21 protein-coding genes are annotated in these 20844 nt (G+C 32.6%); 10 read left to right on the forward strand and 11 right to left on the reverse strand.

Features of this window, described 5'->3' with window-relative positions; all coding sequences use genetic code 11:
• The first annotated feature begins 132 nt into the window (after positions 1–132).
• The gene (locus BN863_RS08635) at positions 133–687 is read left to right on the forward strand and encodes a nitroreductase family protein (RefSeq protein ID WP_038529629.1); all 555 of its coding nucleotides are present in this window, start codon (positions 133–135) and stop codon (positions 685–687) included.
• A 75-nt stretch (positions 688–762) separates the two neighbouring features.
• Here BN863_RS08635 and aroQ read toward each other — a convergent pair whose 3' ends face one another.
• The 3 genes from aroQ to BN863_RS18010 form a co-directional block, all read right to left on the reverse strand.
• Positions 763–1179 carry a type II 3-dehydroquinate dehydratase gene (aroQ, locus tag BN863_RS08640; RefSeq protein WP_038529631.1) on the reverse strand — a complete coding sequence of 139 codons (417 nt, stop codon included), beginning with the start codon at positions 1177–1179 and terminating at the stop codon, positions 763–765.
• Between the two features lie 84 nt (positions 1180–1263).
• Positions 1264–1836 (reverse strand): hypothetical protein, encoded by a 573-nt coding sequence (locus tag BN863_RS18005; RefSeq protein ID WP_051774629.1) that lies wholly within the window; start codon positions 1834–1836, stop codon positions 1264–1266.
• 149 nt (positions 1837–1985) lie between these two features.
• A complete protein-coding gene (locus BN863_RS18010; RefSeq protein ID WP_051774632.1) occupies positions 1986–2576 on the reverse strand; it encodes a hypothetical protein in 591 nt (196 codons plus the stop codon).
• 118 nt (positions 2577–2694) lie between these two features.
• Between BN863_RS18010 and xerD the strand changes: the two genes are divergently transcribed.
• A complete protein-coding gene (gene xerD, locus BN863_RS08655) occupies positions 2695–3591 on the forward strand; it encodes a site-specific tyrosine recombinase XerD (protein ID WP_038529632.1) in 897 nt (298 codons plus the stop codon).
• Between the two features lie 247 nt (positions 3592–3838).
• Positions 3839–5146 (forward strand): DUF2254 domain-containing protein, encoded by a 1308-nt coding sequence (locus BN863_RS08660; RefSeq protein WP_038529633.1) that lies wholly within the window; start codon positions 3839–3841, stop codon positions 5144–5146.
• 88 nt (positions 5147–5234) lie between these two features.
• Here the strand turns inward: BN863_RS08660 and BN863_RS08665 are convergent, their stop codons facing one another.
• Positions 5235–7130 carry a M61 family metallopeptidase gene (locus BN863_RS08665; protein ID WP_038529635.1) on the reverse strand — a complete coding sequence of 632 codons (1896 nt, stop codon included), beginning with the start codon at positions 7128–7130 and terminating at the stop codon, positions 5235–5237.
• A 180-nt stretch (positions 7131–7310) separates the two neighbouring features.
• On the opposite strand from BN863_RS08665, the gene BN863_RS08670 reads away from it, so the two are divergent.
• From BN863_RS08670 to BN863_RS08685, 4 genes are read left to right on the forward strand one after another with little or no spacing between them, the layout of a single operon-like run.
• Entirely contained in the window at positions 7311–9236 is a 1926-nt protein-coding gene (locus BN863_RS08670; RefSeq protein WP_038529637.1) for a BatA domain-containing protein, read from the forward strand.
• Complete coding sequence (locus BN863_RS08675; RefSeq protein ID WP_038529639.1) at positions 9233–10492, forward strand: dihydroorotase; 1260 nt, start codon at positions 9233–9235, stop codon at positions 10490–10492. Before BN863_RS08670 ends, BN863_RS08675 begins: the two co-directional genes overlap by 4 nt.
• Positions 10492–10818 (forward strand): hypothetical protein, encoded by a 327-nt coding sequence (locus BN863_RS08680; protein WP_038529641.1) that lies wholly within the window; start codon positions 10492–10494, stop codon positions 10816–10818. The genes BN863_RS08675 and BN863_RS08680 overlap by 1 nt, the downstream gene beginning before the upstream one ends.
• On the forward strand, positions 10819–11469 hold the full coding sequence (locus BN863_RS08685; RefSeq protein ID WP_038529643.1) for an alpha/beta hydrolase: 651 nt from the start codon (positions 10819–10821) through the stop codon (positions 11467–11469). It begins immediately after the preceding gene.
• Positions 11470–11549: 80 nt separating this feature from the next.
• Here the strand turns inward: BN863_RS08685 and BN863_RS08690 are convergent, their stop codons facing one another.
• Entirely contained in the window at positions 11550–12050 is a 501-nt protein-coding gene (locus BN863_RS08690) for a hypothetical protein (protein WP_038529645.1), read from the reverse strand.
• On the reverse strand, positions 12050–12811 hold the full coding sequence (locus BN863_RS08695) for an MBL fold metallo-hydrolase (protein ID WP_038529647.1): 762 nt from the start codon (positions 12809–12811) through the stop codon (positions 12050–12052). The genes BN863_RS08690 and BN863_RS08695 overlap by 1 nt, the downstream gene beginning before the upstream one ends.
• Before the next feature lie 94 nt (positions 12812–12905).
• Between BN863_RS08695 and BN863_RS08700 the strand changes: the two genes are divergently transcribed.
• Positions 12906–14369 (forward strand): hypothetical protein, encoded by a 1464-nt coding sequence (locus BN863_RS08700; protein ID WP_038529649.1) that lies wholly within the window; start codon positions 12906–12908, stop codon positions 14367–14369.
• A gap of 109 nt (positions 14370–14478) precedes the next feature.
• On the opposite strand, the gene BN863_RS08705 is transcribed toward BN863_RS08700, so the two are convergent.
• Positions 14479–14913, reverse strand: coding sequence for a BLUF domain-containing protein (locus tag BN863_RS08705; RefSeq protein WP_051774633.1), 435 nt, complete (start codon positions 14911–14913; stop codon positions 14479–14481).
• A gap of 377 nt (positions 14914–15290) precedes the next feature.
• On the opposite strand from BN863_RS08705, the gene BN863_RS08710 reads away from it, so the two are divergent.
• Entirely contained in the window at positions 15291–15779 is a 489-nt protein-coding gene (locus BN863_RS08710; RefSeq protein WP_242404088.1) for a TlpA family protein disulfide reductase, read from the forward strand.
• A 5-nt stretch (positions 15780–15784) separates the two neighbouring features.
• Complete coding sequence (locus tag BN863_RS08715) at positions 15785–16543, forward strand: thioredoxin family protein (RefSeq protein WP_242404089.1); 759 nt, start codon at positions 15785–15787, stop codon at positions 16541–16543.
• Positions 16544–16671: 128 nt separating this feature from the next.
• On the opposite strand, the gene BN863_RS08720 is transcribed toward BN863_RS08715, so the two are convergent.
• Genes BN863_RS08720 through BN863_RS08735 form a run of 4 tightly spaced genes read right to left on the reverse strand, consistent with a single transcriptional unit; the run spans position 16672 to position 20819 of the window.
• Positions 16672–17832: an ABC transporter permease gene (locus BN863_RS08720; RefSeq protein WP_038529653.1), complete on the reverse strand. Its 1161-nt coding sequence runs from the start codon at positions 17830–17832 to the stop codon at positions 16672–16674.
• Between the two features lie 9 nt (positions 17833–17841).
• Positions 17842–18795: an HlyD family secretion protein gene (locus tag BN863_RS08725; RefSeq protein ID WP_038529655.1), complete on the reverse strand. Its 954-nt coding sequence runs from the start codon at positions 18793–18795 to the stop codon at positions 17842–17844.
• 4 nt (positions 18796–18799) lie between these two features.
• The gene (locus BN863_RS08730; RefSeq protein ID WP_158408983.1) at positions 18800–20212 is read right to left on the reverse strand and encodes a TolC family protein; all 1413 of its coding nucleotides are present in this window, start codon (positions 20210–20212) and stop codon (positions 18800–18802) included.
• Positions 20213–20222: 10 nt separating this feature from the next.
• Complete coding sequence (locus tag BN863_RS08735) at positions 20223–20819, reverse strand: TetR/AcrR family transcriptional regulator (RefSeq protein WP_038529659.1); 597 nt, start codon at positions 20817–20819, stop codon at positions 20223–20225.
• Positions 20820–20844: the final 25 nt, after the last annotated feature.

A 20844-nucleotide genomic window follows, 5' to 3' on the forward strand; every position in this document is an offset into this window, starting at 1 on the left:
CCAAAACTTTTAAAATCCCACAACCTAAATTGTATTAAAAGGGGGATTCAGATTTTTCTTTTTATATGATATTTTATCAAAAAATGTAATTATAAGCCACTCTATTCTTACTTTTGAAAAAAAAGAACATTCATGGAATTAAAAGACCTAATAAAAAACAGACGCTCAGTTTTTCCAGATCAATATAACTCTACCCCTATTTCTGAAGACCTAATTAAACAACTTTTAGAAGCTGCTAATTGGGCACCAACACATAAACGTACAGAACCTTGGCGATTTAAAGTTTTACAAGGAGAATCTAAAATAGAGTTAGGTGTATTTTTATCGGAGAAATTTAAAGCGACCGCGGATAAGTTTTCAGAATTTAAGTATAACAAAATTCAAAGAAACACTAAAAATGCAGGTGCTATTATTGCCATTTGCATGGAAAGAGATCTAGACGAAAGCATACCTGAATGGGAAGAAGTGGCGGCTACAGCCATGGCGGTGCAAAATATGTGGCTTACTGCTACACATTTAGGACTTGGTGCCTATTGGAGTTCTCCAGGATTAATTTCGACTATGGACGAATTTTTCGACTTAAAACCTAATGAAAAATGTTTAGGTTTTTTCTATTTAGGTTATTACGATACAGCTGCACCAGAACGTACTCCTAGCTCTATTGAAAGCAAAGTAGAATGGTTATAAGTTTAGATTACTAATAAAACGAAAAAAGAGCACCAATAAAGTGCTCTTTTTTAATATATACGATATGCTTGTATGTTATAAAAAACTGGTGATGGCCAATTCGTAACTTTGTAAACCAAAACCAAGAATTACACCTTTAGCATTTGGTGAAATAAAAGATTGATGTCTAAATTCTTCTCTAGAAAATGTATTCGAAATATGCACTTCTACGACTGGAGTTTCTATAGCTTTAACAGCGTCACCTATAGCTACAGACGTATGTGTATATGCCGCAGCGTTTAATACAATACCATCAAAACTAAACCCCACTTCGTGCATTTTATCTATAATTTCGCCCTCTACATTCGATTGAAAATAAGATAACTCTACCGTTTTATAGCGTTCTTTAACAGTTTCAAAAAATTCTGTAAACGTTAAACTACCATAAATAGCAGGTTCTCGTTTTCCTAATAAATTTAAATTAGGACCATTTATTATTAAAATTTTCTTCATAAAGTAAAAGTATAAAACTTTAAGGCATAAAAAAAGAGCGATTGTAAAAATCGCTCTTCAAAATATATTGTAATACGGTTATTCTTAGTTCAAGTTGAACATTACACCAAAGTTTAATGTAGACCAAGTTACCCAACTATTGTTATTGTTAACTCCTGTATAAGAAAAGTTTAATTGCACCATTTCTGTTAAGTTAAAAGCGATAACTGGTCTGTAGTAAAATCCACCATCAAAACCATTGCTTACCCCAATAGCATATCCTAAATCTGCTCCAAACTCAACTTTTTCGGTAGGTACATAACGTGTTGCTACAGAAACTGGAATATATTGAAAGTCTTCTCCCTCGTATTCAAAAATAGGTCCTTGATAATCATCTCCAAAAACAACAGCATAACCAGAAGCAATACCCATATTTAACATAGGCGCGATTGGATATAAATAATTAATATCTAAAGCCACACCTGCAGATGAGTAATCTGATAAATCTGCGATTGGTAGCATAAAGCTTGCTCCAACATTTAATCCATCATGACCGTTTGGTAACGCTCTGTAAACAGTTTGTTGATTGCTAGTAGTAGTTGTACGCACTACAGTTTGTGCAACTGCACCTAAAGACATTAGTACTGTAAACACAGCAGCAAAGTAAATTTTTTTCATAATAAATAATTTATCGATTAATAATTAAACATTTAAAATTATTAGGTTCATTAAATGTCATTAACGCAACAAAAATAGTGTATTTTAAATAAATAGCTATTTTTTATTCATTTTTTAAACCCTATCGATAATGCTTGTCTGATAATCAGTTATTTATTTAAATTAAAAGTACAGCCAATATTTACGGCAGACCATGTCCAACTTTTAGAAATACTTGTATAAGAGACATTTAGTTGTGTGATCTCGGATATATTAAAACCAAATATTGGTCTTATATATAATCCACCATCCCAATTACTATGAAGTCCAAAAGCATAGCCTAAATCGCCGCCAAAAACTATACCATTTTCTAAAGCGTATCGTACTGCTCCAGCAACAGGAATATATCTAAATTCGGCTTCCTTATTTATAGGTCCCCAATGATCGTTATTATCCTCTCCAAAATACGAACCATATCCAGTAGCGAATCCGAAGGCCATAATTCTACGTGTTTGATGTAAATAATTGGCATCTAACATAAAACCAAACGGGACTACTTTATTAGCACTATTTACAGGTGTCGATAAACTGAGACCTACATTTATACCATCTTGAACATTTGTGCCTCCAAATATACCGGGCACTGCTCTGGTTTTCCATTCATCAAAACTGAATGTTGCATTATCGAAAGCCAATGGTTGTGCGTTAATATTAAAAACAATAAACAGCAAAAGAATTGCATTGAAAATAGTTCTTTTCATGACATGTAAGTGTTAATTAATAAATTTGGGACGATTAAAGTACGAAATTATCGATAAACTGCAATAAAATTATGAGATTAATAATCAACAGTTGTGCTATTTATTCTATTTTTAAACAATGAAATGGGAAAATGCTTTAAAAGATTACGGTTTATTTTTAAAAATTGAACGCGGATTATCGTCAAATTCGGTAAGCAGTTATACTTTAGATGTTAAGAAGCTTATTTTATTTTTAGAAACTCAAAACATTAGCATCTCTCCTATTTTAATTTCTTCTGAAGTTATTCAGCAATTTATTTATGAAGCGGCTAAATCATTAAACACCCGATCTCAAGCACGTTTAATCTCAGGCTTACGCAGTTTTTTCGATTATCTTATTTTTGAAGATTATAGAGCAGACAATCCTTTAGAGTTAATTGAATCTCCTAAAATAGGTAGAAAATTACCAGATACTTTAAGCGAAGAAGACATAGACCAATTAATAGGTGCCATAGATTTATCGACGAACGAAGGCGAACGAAACCGAGCAATGTTAGAAACTTTATATAGTTGTGGCCTACGTGTAAGTGAATTAACCAACTTAAAAATTTCTGACTTGTATTTCGATGAAGGTTTTATTAATGTAACAGGTAAAGGTGATAAACAACGTTTTGTACCTATTGTTGCATCTACTATAAAATATATAACCATTTATTTAGAACAGATAAGACCTCATTTAAATATTCAACCCGGACATGAAGACACTGTATTTTTAAATCGGCGTGGAAGACAACTTACGCGTGCCATGATTTTTACCATTATAAAACAATTAGCAGTAAAAATTGATTTAAATAAAAAAATATCACCGCATACCTTTAGACATTCATTTGCGACACACTTACTACAGAATAATGCCGACTTAAGGTCTATACAATTGCTATTAGGCCATGAGAGTATTACCACAACCGAAATTTATGTGCATTTAGATAAGAAACACTTAACCGAGGTGGTCGAAAAATTTCATCCTAGAAAATAATTAATAGGACATTTAATGTTTTCTGTAAATGTGATTGCACACGTTTATAATTGATTTAGATTAAAACTATCAGTAGAAATTCACAATATTGTACAATCTGTACTCGAGTAATTCATTATAACCTATTTTGAAGCATATTCTAATTATAGTATCTTCAGTCAATGAGTTTTTCTTAAGCACTTAATTTGTAGTCATCCTTTTTATCGGATTTAAATGATAGTAATTACGCTCAATACAAATTCCAATTATGAAAAAAATAATATTCTTTCTTAAAAAATTGAAATCCACATTTTGGTTTATTCCTGTTTTGATTATCTTAATAACCATTCTTATATCCATCGGTCTCGTATCATTAGATCAAGTTATTAGTTTACCAAAAGAGGGTCTTGCTCGTTTCTTTTTTGTTAACAGTGCCGATTCTGCACGTAGTATTCTATCTACTATTTCTGGGGCTATGATAGGTGTTGCGGGAACCGTTTTTTCAATAACATTGGTGGCACTAACATTGGCTTCTACGCAATTTGGTCCAAGGCTAATTCGTAATTTTATGTACGTCAGGCTCAATCAGGTTGTATTAGGCTCGTATGTTTCAACATACTTATATTGCCTATTTGTATTAAATGCCATTAAAGAAACCGACGGATATACGTTCATGCCATCTTTATCTATACTTGTGGCCATAATTGCTGCTTTTGTAAATATTATTTTGCTCATTGTATTTATACATCAAATCGCAACTAGTATTCAGGCAGATAAAGTGATTTCGGATATTTCTGCAATCATCTCTAAACAATTTAAAACATTATACCCTGAGAAGATGGGTGATGAACTGGATGATAAATACACGATAAATGCCGATTTTATAAAGTCGAAGTACAAGATTAAAAAAAGTATAAAATCGAATACAAACGGATATGCACAATATATAGATAATGAGGCACTTTTAGAGACAATAAGTGAGTTAAACGGATTGCTTGTTTTAGACTTTAAACCTGGTGACCATATGGTTGAGGGCCTTGAAATTGGTCAGTTATTTACGAATGAAACTATAAGTGAAGAACAACTTGAAGATATTACAGATCAATTTGTATTTGGAAAAACTAAGAATGCACAACAGGATCTTGAGTTTTCAATTTTACAAATGGTTGAAATTGCATCGAGAGCATTATCGCCCGGAGTTAATGATCCATTTACTGCAATTACATGTATAGATAATTTAACTGCTACGATGTGTAGACTTTCGCAAGTTACATTTCCTTCGAACTACAGATTAGATGATGATAATCACTTAAGAATAATAACAGAAAATTTAACATTTGAAGACTTTCTAGATTCATCCTTTAATCAGATTCGTCAATATTCTGCTGGGTGTACGTCTGTCATTCTAAAATTAATGGATGCTTTAATCACTATTGATAAATTCGCCAAAAAAGAAGCTCACAAACACGCTATAAATAAACATGCTAAAATGATTATAAACGTTGGGAAAGCATCTTTAAATGAAGAAAACGATTTAAACTTACTACTAGAACGTTCTAAAAACATTATCCCTTAAAAAATAAGGTTCAGAATAATCTGAACCTTATTTTACATGATTTATGATGTATAAAAGATACGCTTTTAGTATCTCATAAATCAATAATTTATCCTTTTAACCAAGCTTTACGCAACTCGTTTTGTTTTGCTGTCGCTTCAGGATTTAATTGTAACACCTTTCCTGTAGTATAGGTTTTAGTTAATTTAGTTTTAACTATAACTTCTTCTCCATCTCTATCTAAAACAACTTCTATATCTTGACCAGGCTGAATAGCTATTAATTTTTGTAGCATATCGTTTGCATTTAAAATGGTCATCTCTTCACCATTTACACGTTTAATAACATCGTTAGGTAGCACACCATTATCTTTCCAGAAACTGTTATCTAAAACTAAATCACTGAAAAATATTGTTTTCTGAATAGGATCTCCGCCTAAAATTAAATTTCCATTATTAAGTAAAATATTTGTTTCTACTTTAGCTTCAGCCTCCATTAATCCCACTTTTTCAAAATACATGTTATAATCTATTGGAGTTGTTCCTTCTACATGAGTCTTTAAAAATTCGCCAACAGCAGGATACGTCATCGTTGTAATTTCATCTATAATGGTATCGTCGTCGAATGGTTTATTAATTCCGTACTTAGTCGATAATTCTTTCATTAAAGATAAAACGCCACGCTGATTATTACTTTCTTCACGCATAATAATATCTAGACACATGCCTATTAAAGCACCTTTTTGATACACATTATAATAGTTAGAAGCATACGGTTCGTCGATAACATTTTCACTCATTTTAGTAAAACTCATGCTATCATCCATACGCATAGATAAGTTAATCTTATCCATGATTGTAGAATAGAATTTATCTTCTGTAACTAAATCTTGATTTACTTGAAACAAGGTTGCAAAGTATTCAGTAACCCCTTCGTACATCCATAAATGCTTAGAAAATGTAGGTTGATTGTAATCGAAATAATGAACATCTGCAGAGTGTACACTTAATGGCGTTACAATATGAAAGAATTCGTGAGACACTACATCTATCATACTTTCGTCTAAATCTTCTTCTGATGAAGACTCTTGAAGCACCACTACTGTAGAAGTATTATGCTCTAAAGCACCAAAACCTTTAGGTTGATCTTCACCTTCTCCAGCTAAATATAAATAGATATCGTATCGTGGTGTTGTATTAATATCGCCTAAATATGTTTTTTGCGCTTGCATCATTTTCTCCATAGTCTGACGTAATCTTTTAGCATTGTGAGCTTTTGTAGGAGAGTATACACTTAAAACAATTTTAATATCACCAACTTGAAACTCTTCAACGTCTAGATCGCCATACATCATTGGGTTATCTGTAATATCGAAGTAACGGGGAGCTACATAACTTGTTGTAATAACTTTGCCATCTTCACTTTTAGTTTCTTTTACATTTTGTAAAGCAGATGTACGTTTAAAACGTTCTGGAGCCGTAACATCTAAAGTATATTGATTGTTTTTTAAAGAATCGAAATAACCAATAAATCCATGTAAATTCAATACATAATTATCAGGTTCTATATTGGTACCTGCTGGAGAAAAAGGTTGCTCGCCTCCTATTCCGCCTTCTTCCTCAATATCAAACGTATCGTTAACATTATAAGTAATATAATCTAAATTTGTAGCATTAGCTATGCTCCAAGAGTTAACGTCTAATTTAGTTGTAGCGATTTCTTCACCATTATAATCGAAGGCTTTAAAATTATCTACATATTTTCCAAAATCACTAACAGAATAGGTACCTTGAATAACACGTGGCAATCTATATGTTACTGTGTCTTGAGTAAATCGACCAGGGTTTATAGTTACAGGAGCTTTGTCGTTTACAACTTTTGTTAAATTAATAGATGTTGCAATAGGTGTAGTTGATGCCGAATCATCTTTAGAAACGGTTTTGGTAGAGCCACAACCTACAAGTACAACACTTGTAAATGCCAAGGCTAGAAATTGATTTCTCATGAATTAATTTTTGGTTTTCTATTTGTACTTCAAATTTACAATCTGTTACAAAAAATGAATATAAGATTATGTTAAAAGAATTCCAATAGATTATAAACCGATTTAATATTTTAACCAATTTTTAAAATTTTATTATTAAATCTGCATGCAATTCTTATCTTTGACAAACATATTTTAGGAATGCAGTTTAAACACCCCGAACTTCTTTACACTCTATTTTTATTACTCATTCCAATAATTATTCACTTATTTCAGTTACGTCGTTTTAAGAAAGAAGCCTTTACCAATGTTGCTATTTTAAAAACAGTATCTCAGCAAACTCGTAAAAGTTCTCAAATAAAAAAATGGCTTACACTGTTAACTCGTTTATTACTTTTAGGGTGTATAATTTTAGCCTTTGCTCAGCCATTTACTACCAAGAAAAACATCCAAGACGCACCTCAAGAAACTGTTGTTTTTTTAGATAATTCTTTTAGTTTACAACAAAAAGGTGCTCAAGGAGAACTTTTAAAACGCGCTGTTCAAGATTTAATTTCTGAAATCGATTTTGAAAAAAACATATCTATAGTTACGCACGATGCCGTTTTTAAAAACACTACTATTAAAGCTATTAAAAACGAGCTACTACAACTGCCATATACGTCTAATCCGTTATCTTATAATGCTGCGGTTTTAAAAAGTAGATCGTTGTTTAATTCGAATTCGGATGCACATAAACAACTTGTGTTTATTTCAGATTTTCAAGAACAAGAAACTCCGTTTTCGATTGAAAAAGATTCTTTAATACAAGTAAACCTTGTTAAACTAAAACCTGCCAACACCAACAATATCGCTTTAGACAGTGTATATATTTCTAAAGTAAATCCAACACAAACCGAATTAACACTTACTCTAAAAAACTCTGGTCAGGCTGTAGATAATCTTTCCATAGCTTTACATAACAACAACAAACTCATTGCTAAATCGGCAGTTTCTATTACAGATAAAGCAGAAGTACTATTCACAATTCCTAGTCAGGATATTATTAACGGAACCTTTAGTATTGAAGATGCCGCGTTGCAATTCGACAATACATTGTATTTTAATATCAATACACCATCAAAAATTAATGTGCTAAGTATTTCGGATAATGACGATACTTTTTTAAGAAAAATTTATACTGAAGACGAGTTTATATTCACCTCTGTGTCTGCAAATCAATTAGATTATAACATCATTGAAAATCAGAATACCATTGTTTTAAACGCATTAAAAGACATTCCTATTACTTTAATACATACGCTAAAATCGTTTACAGACCAAGGCGGTACTTTAATAATTATTCCATCGGAAGAATCGAATATTAACGCTTATAATAGTTTACTACTTAACTACAATAGTAAATTGGGGCAACTCGTCCAATCTGATAAACGTATTACAATGATTAATTATTCGCATCCTATTTACCAAGATGATGTATTTGAAAAACAAGTTCAAAATTTTCAATATCCAAAAGTGAATCAACATTTTAATTTGACTGGAAATTCGGGCAGTTCTGCACTGAGTTTTGAAGATGGAAAATCCTTTTTATCACAATTTTCAAATGTATTTTTATTTTCATCACCTATAAATTCTGAAGGCTCAAATTTTAAAAGCTGGGCGTTAATTGTACCTACTTTTTATAAAATGGCAGTACAGAGTTTACAGCATCCAAAACTCTATTACACTATAGGAACACAAAATACATTTGATATTGATATATCTTTAAATCAAGACGATATTATTTCAATAAAAAACGAACAAGAACAATTTATTCCACAGCAACAGTATTTCAATAATAAGGTTAGCGTTATTACAACAGACAGACCAGAAACCTCAGGAATATTTTCAATTGAAAACAAGTTAAAACCCATTAAAAATATCAGTTATAATTATAATAGATCCGAAAGTGATTTGATGTATCAAGACCTTTCACCCCTTAAAAATGTAACTATCAGCGATTCCATACCGAGTCTTTTCGACACTTTAAAAAGTAATACAAAAATTAATGAGCTATGGAAATGGTTTACTATTTTTGCATTAGCCTTTTTGATTATTGAAATGCTCATCTTAAAATTTTTTAAATGAACGTACTTATAAAATCTGCGACTATTATTGATACTAAAAGTGAGTTTCATAACCAAACTCTCGATATTTTAGTAGAAAAAGGCAGTATTTCCAACATCGGAAAATCTTTAGAAAACCCAAATAAATACGATGAAATTACACTAGACAATCTGCATGTCTCTCAAGGCTGGTTTGATAGTAGTGTAAGTTTTGGTGAGCCGGGTTTAGAAGAACGTGATACTATTACAAATGGTTTAAAAACGGCAGCTTATTCAGGGTTTACAACCGTTGCTTTAAATGCAAATAGTCACCCTGTAATCGATACCAATAGCAACATTACTTTTGTAACGAGTAAATCTTTTAATAATGCAGTAAAATTGTTACCTATTGGTGCCTTAACTCGCGAAAGTAAAGGTGTAGATTTAGCCGAATTATACGACATGAAAAGCGCTGGTGCCGTGGCATTTTACGATTATATGAAACCCATTGAAAACACCAACTTAATGAAAATTGCTTTGCAATATGCAAGTAATTTTGACGGCTTGGTATGTTCGTTTCCTCAGGACAATAAAATTGCTGGTAAAGGTGTCATGAACGAACACATTACAAGTACAACTTTAGGTTTAAAAGGAATTCCTGCTTTAGCGGAAGAATTACAAATTGCACGCGATATATTTTTATTAGAATATACTGGAGGAAAACTTCATATTCCTACCATATCTACTGCCAAATCTGTACAATTAATTCGCGAAGCTAAATCTAAAAAATTAGATATTAGCTGTAGTGTAACAATTCATAATTTATTTTTTGACGACAGTGTTTTAGACGACTTCAATACGCATTTTAAAGTCTTACCTCCGTTACGTACTAAAACAGATATAGAAGCTTTAATAGAGGGAGTAAAAGATGGTACTATAGATATGGTAACCAGCGACCATAATCCGTTTAATATTGAAGAAAAGAAAGTAGAATTCGATTATGCTGCCTACGGAACTATTGGTTTAGAAAGTGCATTTGGTGCATTACAAACCCTATTTTCGTTAAAGAAAACAATAGATATTTTAACTAAAGGAAAACTACGGTTTGGAGCAGAAAACAATCCTATAAACATTGGAAATTCTGCGAATATAACGCTGTTTAATCCAGATTCTAAATACACTTTTGAAAGAGAACATATGCTGTCTCTATCTAAAAATGCCATTTTTGAAGGTGCTACATTAAAAGGAAAAACCTATGGTATTTTAAATAATAATCAACTTATTTTAAATCAAAATTAATGATAAACCAAACTGTCCAAGAAGGTAAAACTTTAGCTATTGTATGTTATTTAACTTTTATCGGATTAATTATAGCCGTAATAATGAATCTTGAAAAACGTAATCCGTTTACGACTTTTCATATCAGACAAATGTTAGGGTTACTAATTATGTTATTAGTATCAAACTTAATTGAAGAATATTTAAACAGCTGGGTTGGTACACTGTGCTGGATGGCTACTGCATTCTGTTGGTTCTATGCCTTTTTTCATGTTATTAAAGGTGAGGCAAAACTGGTTCCCTATGTAGGAGAACATTTTCAAGAATGGTTTAAAAACGTTAGATAAATGAAAGACTTAAGTTTATATCATATTACAAGACCTTCAACGCTGAAGGAAAATGCACCATTATTAATCATGTTTCATGGGTATGGTAGCGACGAAAACGATTTGTTTTCATTTGCATCAGAATTACCTGAAGAATTATTCGTCCTTTCTGTACGCGCTCCTTTTGCTATGCAACCTTATGGCAATGCATGGTATGCCATTAATTTTGATGAAGAAAATGGTAAATGGAGCGATGACGACCAAGCACGTACATCTCGAGATTTAATTTCAAAATTTATAGATGAAGCTGTAGACAGTTATCCAGTTAATAAAGACAATGTTACACTGTTAGGATTTAGTCAAGGTAGTATTTTAAGTTATGCAGTAGCGTTAACATATCCAGAAAAAGTAAATAATATTATCGCTTTAAGCGGATATATTAACACCGAATTATTACCTAAAAATAATAATTTAGAAGATTATAAACATCTAAATTTCTTCTGTTCTCACGGTAGTGTGGATCAAGTAATTCCTGTAGATTGGGCTAGAAAAACCCCTGGAATATTAAAAGGTTTAAACATTAAACACGAATACCATGAATATCCTGTAGGACATGGAGTTGCACCTCAGAATTTTTACGATTTAAAAACGTGGTTATCTAAATTGATTTAATTCCAAACGTTTACTCATAAAAAAAGTGTCTTAAACTAGAAATATTTTTGTTTAAGACACTTTTTTATTTAAACCACTTTTTACTGCATTGGGTATAATAAAGAATCTATAACTTCAAAAGTCACTTCATTCTGATTAATGACTTCATAACGCACTAAAATTTCTCCCCAGAATACGCCATCAGAAAAATCTGTAATTAACCATTTATGATTCAATATTTTTATAGAATTCACCAACATCGATCGTCCTTCATTTGCTGCATACGGAATTAGAGGGTTCCCGCCTTTTACAGTATTTTGTTTATAAATTTCATCTTTAATAAACGGAATTAAAGCAGGTACATCTAAACCTTTATTCTCAAAATAAGTATATGCATCTTCGTTATGTTCTATATTAAAGTACGATAAGTCTAAATTCTTATCATTTAAAACAGCAATAGAATCGGTTAGCATTTCAACCTTAGCTTTACTTTTCTCAATAGTTCTAATATCATCTTCAAAGACATTTTTTGCATTTACATATTGAAATATGATTAAGAGTAATGAAAAAATAAACAGGTACATAAAAATTTTCTGCTTCATTATATTGTAATTTGGAGATTATCGTATGCTAAAAATACGTTGTTAGGTAATTGGTTTTGTACAGTTTCATGAAAGCCAAGTAAATGACTTATATGGGTTAAATAGGCACGTTCTGGTTTAACTTTATTTATAAATTCTAGCGCTTCATCTAAACTAAAATGAGAAATATGAGGTTCTACTCTAAGGGCATTTACAACTAATACTTTTACGCCTTTTAATTTTTCAATTTCAGTATCTTCAACAGTTTTCATATCTGTTAAATAAGCGAAATCTTTAAATCTAAATCCGAAAACCTGTAATTTAAAATGCATACCATTAATAGGCATCAATTCTAAATTACCTATTGTAAATGGTGCGTTTTGTATGGTGTTAGACTCTACACTTGGAGCACCAGGATATTTATCTTCGGTTGTAAAAATATAATCAAATCGTTTAGACAACGAAGCCAAAACTCGTTCATGGCCATAAATGCTTATATCACCTTGACGGAAAAAAAACGGACGAATATCGTCTAAGCCAGCCGTGTGATCTGCATGTTCGTGAGTAAACAATATACCATCTAGTTTATCAACAGGATTACTTAACATTTGTTGTCTAAAATCGGGACCACAATCTACTACATAACAATACTTATCCCATTCTATTAAAACAGAAACACGTAGTCTTTTGTCCTTGGGGTCCTTACTTAAACAAACGGGGTGTGTACTCCCTATAATTGGGATACCCTGAGATGTTCCAGTACCTAAAAAAGTAATTTTCAAAAGCGTAAAGATTTAATACAAAAATATGGTTATTTTTTTGTTAAGTAGGCTATTTTAATATCTTTGTTAAACACATACAAATCTACATTTAAACATGGATATCACCCTAAAAGGAGACAAAAAAATTGATGACATTCCGTCGTTAAAAACGAAAGCACTTCGAATTAATCTAAACGAAAACATTTACGGTACATTTGCCGAGATTGGTGCAGGACAGGAAACAGTTCGTCATTTTTTTAGGGCCGGTGGGGCTTCAGGAACTATAGCAAAAGCGATGTCTGCTTACGACAAATCGTTTAGTGATGCCGTTTATGGGGTTGAAAAAGATGGTAGATATGTAACCGAAGCACGTTTATTAAAAATGCTTAAGTACGAGATTAGCTTAATTGAAGAGCGTATTACTCGTGATAAGCACCCTAATAAAATGTTCTTTTCTTTTGCAAATACTGTAACAACTATAGATTTTGCAAAGCAATTTAAAGGTCACGGATGGGTTGGATTACGCTATCAAGTAGAACCCGATCAAGATTATAATGAAATTACACTCCATTTAAGATTTAAAGAAACCGATGCAAGATTACAGCAAGAAACACTTGGAGTACTAGGTACCAATCTTATTTATGGTGCATTTTATAAGTATAACGAGCCTAAAAAATTATTACGTTATTTATACGACCACTTAGATAAAGACCAAATTGAAATTGATACAATAAATTTCTCTGGACCAATCTTCGAAAATGTAGACAACAGATTAATGAGTTTACAGTTGGTTAAAAATGGAATGACCGATGCGGTAATGTTTGATCCAGACGGAAACAACGTGTTACCTGCTCGTGTGTTATACAAGAAAAACATTTTAGCTTTACGCGGAAGTTATAGACCGGTTACTAAGGTAAATATGGACATGTTCCATAAATCTTACGACATGTTTATAAAGGAAAATAAAGTCGATGAAAATAACACAAAAGTAATCTTCGAAATTACCTTGTCTAACTTACGTGCCCAAGGTGAAATTGATGAACAAGATTTCTTAGATCGTGCCAAGCTACTGTGTTCTCTAGGACAAACAGTATTGATATCTAATTTCCAGGAATATTATAAACTAGTTGAATATTTCTCTCAATATACTAAGAACCGTATGGGATTAGCTATGGGGGTAAATAATTTAGTAGATATCTTCGATGAGAAATACTACCGTCATTTAAGTGGTGGAATTTTAGAAGCCTTCGGAAAATTATTCTTTAAAGATCTTCGTGTGTATTTATACCCAATGACTAATGAAAACGGACTTTTAATGGATAGTGAAAACTTAAAAGTTCACCCACGAATGAAAGAACTTTACAAATTCTTTAAATACAACGGAAAAGTAGTAGACATTACAGATTACGATCAAACAATTTTGTCTGTATTCTCTAGAGAAGTGCTTAGAATGATTGCTAATAACGAACCTGGATGGGAAACCATGCTACCAGAAGGTGTCTCTAACTTAATTAAGCAAAAATGCTTATTCAGTTGTGTATCTGATCAAAGTGTAGAAGAACCTAAAAAAATAAATTAATCTATTTTAAATATAAAAAGCGACCATATTTTATCTAAATATGGTCGCTTTTCATTTTAACAAACTAAATAAAAAGAATCAGATAGATTCAGTGTGTAGATGTATTACCTTAAACATTTTCAAGTTCTTGTTTAGATCCCGATTCTAATACTCTACGCACATGTCCCCAAAAACTCATTAAAGATCCAGAAGATTTTTCTGAAAAAGCAGATAACAATAATAGATTATCTACAAATTGAGTAGCAAATTGGTCATTAGGCTTATAATACGCCATATCCCATTTTTTAAAATATCTTTTATCTACATGATTTTCCCACAACAGATGAATAGAATGGTGGCGGTCATCGGTTTTAATTTTTTCAAATATTTCTAAAACATCTTTCTTTTCGCCTTCTAAAATTTGAACAAAACTATTATTGTGGTATATAAGACAACCTGAAATGGATTTTTTAGCATTCACAGAAACAGCTGTTTCTAATATATTATCTAAATGCTCCAGAGATAAACCTGGTTGCGATTTAGAGTAGTAATTTAATTGATACATAGAACTAATTTAATATAACTTCAAAAAATATAACTTAAAGATTTCTCGACCTTATCAAAGTATCATTTTAAGTCTAAAGCACAAAACAATTATAGAAGTTATTTCTTTTAAATTACAAAACGTATTACTGCTGTAAGTTTGTCATGAAGGATTTCATGACATCTTAATCGATTTCAAAACATGAATAATCCATTATTACAATTCGCGTATCCATTATGTCTAGACCTATTAATTTTCAATATATTTAAATATTCAAGAAGGTTAAAAAAAATAAATCTAATTTTAAACCTTCTTTATATTTAATAGTCTAATTCTTCAAAAGTCGCAATAGAGCATTTATGACACTACCAAAGAGATTTTTAATGATACTGATTTGCATGGCTCCGATAATCATTGGATGTGTAGATAAAAAGAAAGAACCACAAACTCCCCAACAACTATCGGTAAACGATACTATCCCTGTTTATAATTTTGAAGCATTTGAACCACTACTCTATACCGAAAGTGATAAAATTCATATTGTAAATTTTTGGGCCATGTGGTGTGCTCCTTGTGTTAAAGAGCTTCCAATTATTCAAGAGTTTGCAAAAAACAATCCTGATGTAGATGTTGTTTTAGTCAGTCTTGATTTTCCAAAAGATATGGAAACTAAAATTAAACCTTTTATAAAAGATAAAGGCATACACTCTAAAGTTGTATTGTTAGACGACCCCGACTCTAACACTTGGATCGACAAGATTAACCCCGATTGGTCAGGCTCGATTCCTTTTACAATAATATTTAATAATGCAAAGCGTTCGTTTCATGAGCGCGAGTTTAAAAACCTTAAAGATTTAGAAACTGAAGTATATAACACCTTTAATTAATTAAAATGAAAAAAATAAATATCGTTTTAGCAGCTATGGTTTTAATAGCTGGAACATTAACATCTTGTAAAAACAAATCTGAAACTCCTGAAGAAGCAAACTTAACAGAACACCATTCTGAAAAGCCTGATCATCCAAGACCAGAGCATCCTCCATTAGGTAAAGGTGATAGAAAAGGGCCTCCTCCTGGTGGTGGTCATGATCCTGTACAATCTAAAAGTTTAGAAGAAATAGGTGGTTACAAAATTGGAGATGTTGCTACAGACTTCAAACTTAAAAATGTGGATGGTAACATGTTCTCTTTATCTGATATTAAAGATGCTAAAGGTTATATTGTTGTATTTACATGCAATGAATGTCCGTTTTCTAAAATGTACGAAGATCGTCTAATAGACTTACACAATACCTATGCTCCAAAAGGATATTCGGTTGTAGCCATTAATCCAAATTATACAGAAAGTAATCCTAAAGAAAACTTTGAAGCCATTAAAACACGTGCAGAAGAGAAAGCATTTCCTTTTGTGTATTTAGCAGATGAAGGTCAGAAGATTTTTCCTCAGTATGGAGCGGTAAGAACGCCTCATGTGTTTTTACTTGATCAAGACAAAAAAGTACAATATATTGGTACAATTGATGATAATGCCAAATCTGCTGAAGACGTTAAAATCAAGTATGTTGAAGATGCTATTGCTGCGTTAGAAAATGGTACAAAACCAAACCCTAACTTTACCAAGGCTATTGGTTGTCCTGTAAAAAAGATGTAGATATATCACTTTAAGTATAAAATCAAAATAGCGGTTAAGTTGTAATACTTAACCGCTATTTTAGTTTTTAAATTTAGAATAAATGGAAATAATTATAGTAAAACAGTAGCTCTAAATTCTATCTTAACCTAAGCGACCTTCTCTTTATGTCTATTAATTTTCAGCTTCAATAATATAAACGATAAGCCTGCAAAAATCGCAGCTAGAATCATCATGGCTTTTATTTGTGGCATTAAATCTGAAAGATTCGCATGGTATAACATCAATTTTCTTAAACCTTCTAAAAAGTGTGTAAGCGGAATCGTATTTGCAAATGCCACCACATACTCTGGCATCTGACTCAGCGGCCAAGTAAATCCGCTTACCACAAAACTAGGCGTGGCAATAACCATTAAAACTTCGGTGGCTTTTAACTGACTAGGAATAGCAACACTAAACAATACACCTAAGAAACTTACCGAAACGACCAAGGCTGTTATTAGAGCTACAGCTGCTACTGGATTAATATCGAATGGTATTCGGAATAGCGTAAACATACCGCGAATCAATGCTAAAATAACAATGCCCATAATCCAAAACGGAATGGTTTTTAAAAACATGGCATTCACTACATTCTTAGCCTTTGGCATAAACTCGGTGAAAAAGGTATGTTCTTCAAATTCTCGAGCAAAGCTTAAGGCTAAAGCTAGCATAAAAACTTGTTGCACAATAACACCTATCATTCCAGGCCATAAAAACTCCATATAATTGGCAGAAGCATTAAAGAATTTCACATAACTCACGCCAAAAGACTCGTATTGAGTACTAGCTGTAATAGCTGGCACGCCCTGTTTTTTTAAACCTTCTATTTCTATCCCTGCATTGAGTGTTCCTAACACCACTTGAATGGCTTTAGAGGCATAATTTGCTGTAAGAATATTGGCTGTATTAACTTCAACCTGTACTTCTGGATGGCGTTTTTGAATGATATCGGCTTCAAAACGTTCAGGAATCGTAAGGATCGTACTGTATTCTGTATCGATAACTAATTGCCTAATATTGTTCTGATTGTGTACTACATTTGGCACCACCACTTCATTGTCGTCCAACATATCAATTAGATTATGACTCATAGGTGTATTATCTAAATCGATTACCAAAATGGGTAAATTATCGACTTTACCTTTTTTATAAACGGCACCAAATAGTAAACCGTAAGCTAAAGGCGCTCCTATAAATATGGCCATAATTACCGAGTTGCTCGAAAACAAACGGAATTCTCTTTTAAGTAATGAAATCCAATTTTTCATATCAATTATTTACGGTAAGATCACTGTAATGTTCGCGTACAAATCGTTAGCCGATGTGCCTTCAGGAACAATTTTAAGTTCGTAAGTGGCTTCACCTAATTCGTAATCCGGAAATGCTGAAGTGATGTCGGCATAGTGTGTTAATTGTTTTATAGACACTAATTTCCCTTGATACGATGTGTCTGTAAATGGGGAATCAACCGTATACGTCTCTCCTATTTTGTAATTATTAATTTTACTTTCTGGAACTGTAAACCTAAAGAATGTGCTATTTAACTGATACCCTGTAAAAATCCCGTATCCAGGCAACGCTAACTCTCCATCTTTAAGCGCAATGGTTTCTATAGTCATGTTTTGAGGTGCAACAATATAGCGCTCCTTGTAGGCGACATTAGCTTCTTGCAAAGCCCCTTGCGCGCGCTCGTAAGTTCCGAGAGCCATTTTTATTTTTTCATTTCTCACTCCTTTTTTTACTTCATCATACTTAGCTTTTACACCAACATACTGTGCTTTGGCTCCTTGATATTTCATATAAATCTCGTCATGACTTTGATCAGACACCAAACTGTCTTGATGCATGGCATTAACACGATTATACGATTTTTCGGCAAATTCGTATTGCTCGGTTACCGCATCTAGTTTCGCACTAATTTGCGCCAATTGGTCTGAAGACGCACCATTTAAAGCCAAATCGTACTGGGCTCTAGCGGCATCTACTGCTCCTTGAGCTTGTTGCATTTTGGCTTCTACTTCAGGAACTTCTAACATGGCTAAAGTATCGCCTTTAATTACTTGCGCTCCCTCTTCGACATAATGTTCTAAGATTCGACCTGGATATTTACTGACTACAGTTAATGCATTACGTTTTGCTTTTCCTTTTACGCCTTCTAATTTTGTAGACGAATTACAGGCAGTTAATGAAACAATGGCTAGACCTGCAATAATAATGTTTCTTGTTTTCATAAAATTAAAGTTTCTCAATTTGTAAGCTACCTGTAGCTTTTAATAATTCTAATGCGCTATTTCTTTGGTCGCAAACCGTTTTATAGTACTCTAAAGTAGTGGTTGTGTATTCAGATTGTGCCTCTAAATAATCTGAGACATCGACCAAACCATTTTTATATTCTTTATAACTGATTTCTAAAGACTCTTTAGACGACTCCATTTGCTTTGCTTTCAGTTCGGTTTGGGCGGTAAGATTTGCATATTGAGAGACGCAATTTCTATAATTCAGTTCTAATAATTCGGTCACCTCTTCTTTACGGTTCTGAGTTTGTTGCATCTCTATTTTTATTTTCTGACGTTCGTCTCGGGTATGAAATCCATCGAAAATTTCCCATTTCATACCAACACCAACCATATTTAATGGGTAGCCGCTAATTTCATTAAATCCGAATCCTGCAGCTTGTCCATTAGTCAATCCTAAATATTGATGAGAAGCAAAAGCTTGTACTTTAGGAAGGTAACCACTTATTTCAGATTTGTATTTGAATTCGCTAGCAAGAACAGACTCGTCTAAGGCTAATAATTCCGGGCGGTCTAAAAAGCTTTTGTTAGAAGTTTCACTTTCTAAACGGATTTCAATATCCACTTCAATAGTTTCTAATTCTGCGATCTCTACTCCCGTTAACTGATGCAGTTTTAAATACAACAATTCTTTAGCGCCTTCAAATTCTAATATTTTAGACGCAATATTTAATTGAGCAATCTCTATTTTCTGATATTCATGTTTGGTAATCAGTCCCAATCCTAATGCTTTGGTAGCCGTTTCGTTTTCTTTTTCTAAACGTTTCGATTGAATATCTAACACGTTTTGGGTCTGTGCTAAAAGCGCTATTTTGTCGTAAAGCGCCGCAATTTCACTAATTAAATCGGCTTCTTCTTGAGTAAACATGTGTTTTTGTGCCTCAATTTTATGCGTCATGGCCTTAGACAAATTGCTTGCTTTAAACCCCGTGAATATGGTCCACTTAGCTGTTATTCCAGCAATCCACAAATTCCCATCAAAATCTAAAGTTTGATCTATCGCGGGAATAGTCACCGGAAAACCAGGAATAGTAAAAACGGGCAACGCAGGAATACTCGTAGGAAGTGAAATACCAGGAAATTCTAGACTTGCCGATTGGGTATCGATATTAAATTTCCCTGCAGTATAAGCAAATTTCCCATCGGCTTCTAAGGTTGGTAAAAACGTATTATTGATTTGAGATTTTGTTTTCTCGCTTTTCTCGATTTCTAGCTGAGCATTTTTTAATCCCGTGTTTTTGTGCATCGCTTTATACACTAGAGCTTGTAAACTCAACGAATCGCTTTCCGTTTGTGCCAAGCCAAATAATGGCAATACGAGTAAACTCCAAACGACCAAGGCTTGTTTTTTCATTTTTATCATATTATAATTTAATAGCATCCCAACAGGCTTGTGCATACGCTTCAATTTCTGTGTCGGTAATTGTTAATCGGCCATAATTTGCCATTCTTACTATGGAGGTAATAGGACTGTGAGACAGTGCTATTAATGCGGCATTAGAAAGATTTTTTATAACCCCATCTTCTTTAGCACGTGTAAATATTTCTTGAATAGGCTCTAACAACTCCTCTGCCTGATTATCTGCTTGAGAAATAATATATGGAGAATAGGTAAACTGAGTTACAAATTCTGGCTTACGCGGATCGTTTATGTAAAATTTTAATATCGCTTTCCAGATATTGAAAAAGTCTTCTTCAAAGGGAATATTACTGTTATGCGTGGCATTTATAAGTGTGTTTATTTCGTTACCAATGTGTAAATAAAGTTCTTTTATAACTTCTTCTTTGTTTTCAAAATGGTTATAAATACTTCCGGCCGAAACTTGAGCAGATGCAGCAATCCTTTTAATACTTGTATCATGAAAACCATACATAGTAATTTGTCCGAGAGCAGCATTTAAAATGGCACTATGCTTTGCTGCCTTTTTTAACTTTCTTGATGATGTTACTTCCTTTTGCATAATACAAAGTTATGCAATTTGAATG

Origin of the sequence: Formosa agariphila KMM 3901 (assembly GCF_000723205.1) — a bacterium.
GTDB lineage: Bacteria > Bacteroidota > Bacteroidia > Flavobacteriales > Flavobacteriaceae > Formosa > Formosa agariphila.

Excerpts from the sequence above, each read along its gene's own strand:
- BN863_RS08635 (WP_038529629.1), top strand. The coding sequence starts at position 133 with ATGGAATTAAAAGACCTAATAAAAAACAGACGCTCAGTTTTTCCAGAT.
- aroQ (WP_038529631.1), bottom strand. The coding sequence starts at position 1,179 with ATGAAGAAAATTTTAATAATAAATGGTCCTAATTTAAATTTATTAGGA.
- BN863_RS18005 (WP_051774629.1), bottom strand. The coding sequence starts at position 1,836 with ATGAAAAAAATTTACTTTGCTGCTGTGTTTACAGTACTAATGTCTTTA.
- BN863_RS18010 (WP_051774632.1), bottom strand. The coding sequence starts at position 2,576 with ATGAAAAGAACTATTTTCAATGCAATTCTTTTGCTGTTTATTGTTTTT.
- xerD (WP_038529632.1), top strand. The coding sequence starts at position 2,695 with ATGAAATGGGAAAATGCTTTAAAAGATTACGGTTTATTTTTAAAAATT.
- BN863_RS08660 (WP_038529633.1), top strand. The coding sequence starts at position 3,839 with ATGAAAAAAATAATATTCTTTCTTAAAAAATTGAAATCCACATTTTGG.
- BN863_RS08665 (WP_038529635.1), bottom strand. The coding sequence starts at position 7,130 with ATGAGAAATCAATTTCTAGCCTTGGCATTTACAAGTGTTGTACTTGTA.
- BN863_RS08670 (WP_038529637.1), top strand. The coding sequence starts at position 7,311 with ATGCAGTTTAAACACCCCGAACTTCTTTACACTCTATTTTTATTACTC.
- BN863_RS08675 (WP_038529639.1), top strand. The coding sequence starts at position 9,233 with ATGAACGTACTTATAAAATCTGCGACTATTATTGATACTAAAAGTGAG.
- BN863_RS08680 (WP_038529641.1), top strand. The coding sequence starts at position 10,492 with ATGATAAACCAAACTGTCCAAGAAGGTAAAACTTTAGCTATTGTATGT.
- BN863_RS08685 (WP_038529643.1), top strand. The coding sequence starts at position 10,819 with ATGAAAGACTTAAGTTTATATCATATTACAAGACCTTCAACGCTGAAG.
- BN863_RS08690 (WP_038529645.1), bottom strand. The coding sequence starts at position 12,050 with ATGAAGCAGAAAATTTTTATGTACCTGTTTATTTTTTCATTACTCTTA.
- BN863_RS08700 (WP_038529649.1), top strand. The coding sequence starts at position 12,906 with ATGGATATCACCCTAAAAGGAGACAAAAAAATTGATGACATTCCGTCG.
- BN863_RS08705 (WP_051774633.1), bottom strand. The coding sequence starts at position 14,913 with ATGTATCAATTAAATTACTACTCTAAATCGCAACCAGGTTTATCTCTG.
- BN863_RS08710 (WP_242404088.1), top strand. The coding sequence starts at position 15,291 with ATGGCTCCGATAATCATTGGATGTGTAGATAAAAAGAAAGAACCACAA.
- BN863_RS08715 (WP_242404089.1), top strand. The coding sequence starts at position 15,785 with ATGAAAAAAATAAATATCGTTTTAGCAGCTATGGTTTTAATAGCTGGA.
- BN863_RS08720 (WP_038529653.1), bottom strand. The coding sequence starts at position 17,832 with ATGAAAAATTGGATTTCATTACTTAAAAGAGAATTCCGTTTGTTTTCG.
- BN863_RS08725 (WP_038529655.1), bottom strand. The coding sequence starts at position 18,795 with ATGAAAACAAGAAACATTATTATTGCAGGTCTAGCCATTGTTTCATTA.
- BN863_RS08730 (WP_158408983.1), bottom strand. The coding sequence starts at position 20,212 with ATGAAAAAACAAGCCTTGGTCGTTTGGAGTTTACTCGTATTGCCATTA.
- BN863_RS08735 (WP_038529659.1), bottom strand. The coding sequence starts at position 20,819 with ATGCAAAAGGAAGTAACATCATCAAGAAAGTTAAAAAAGGCAGCAAAG.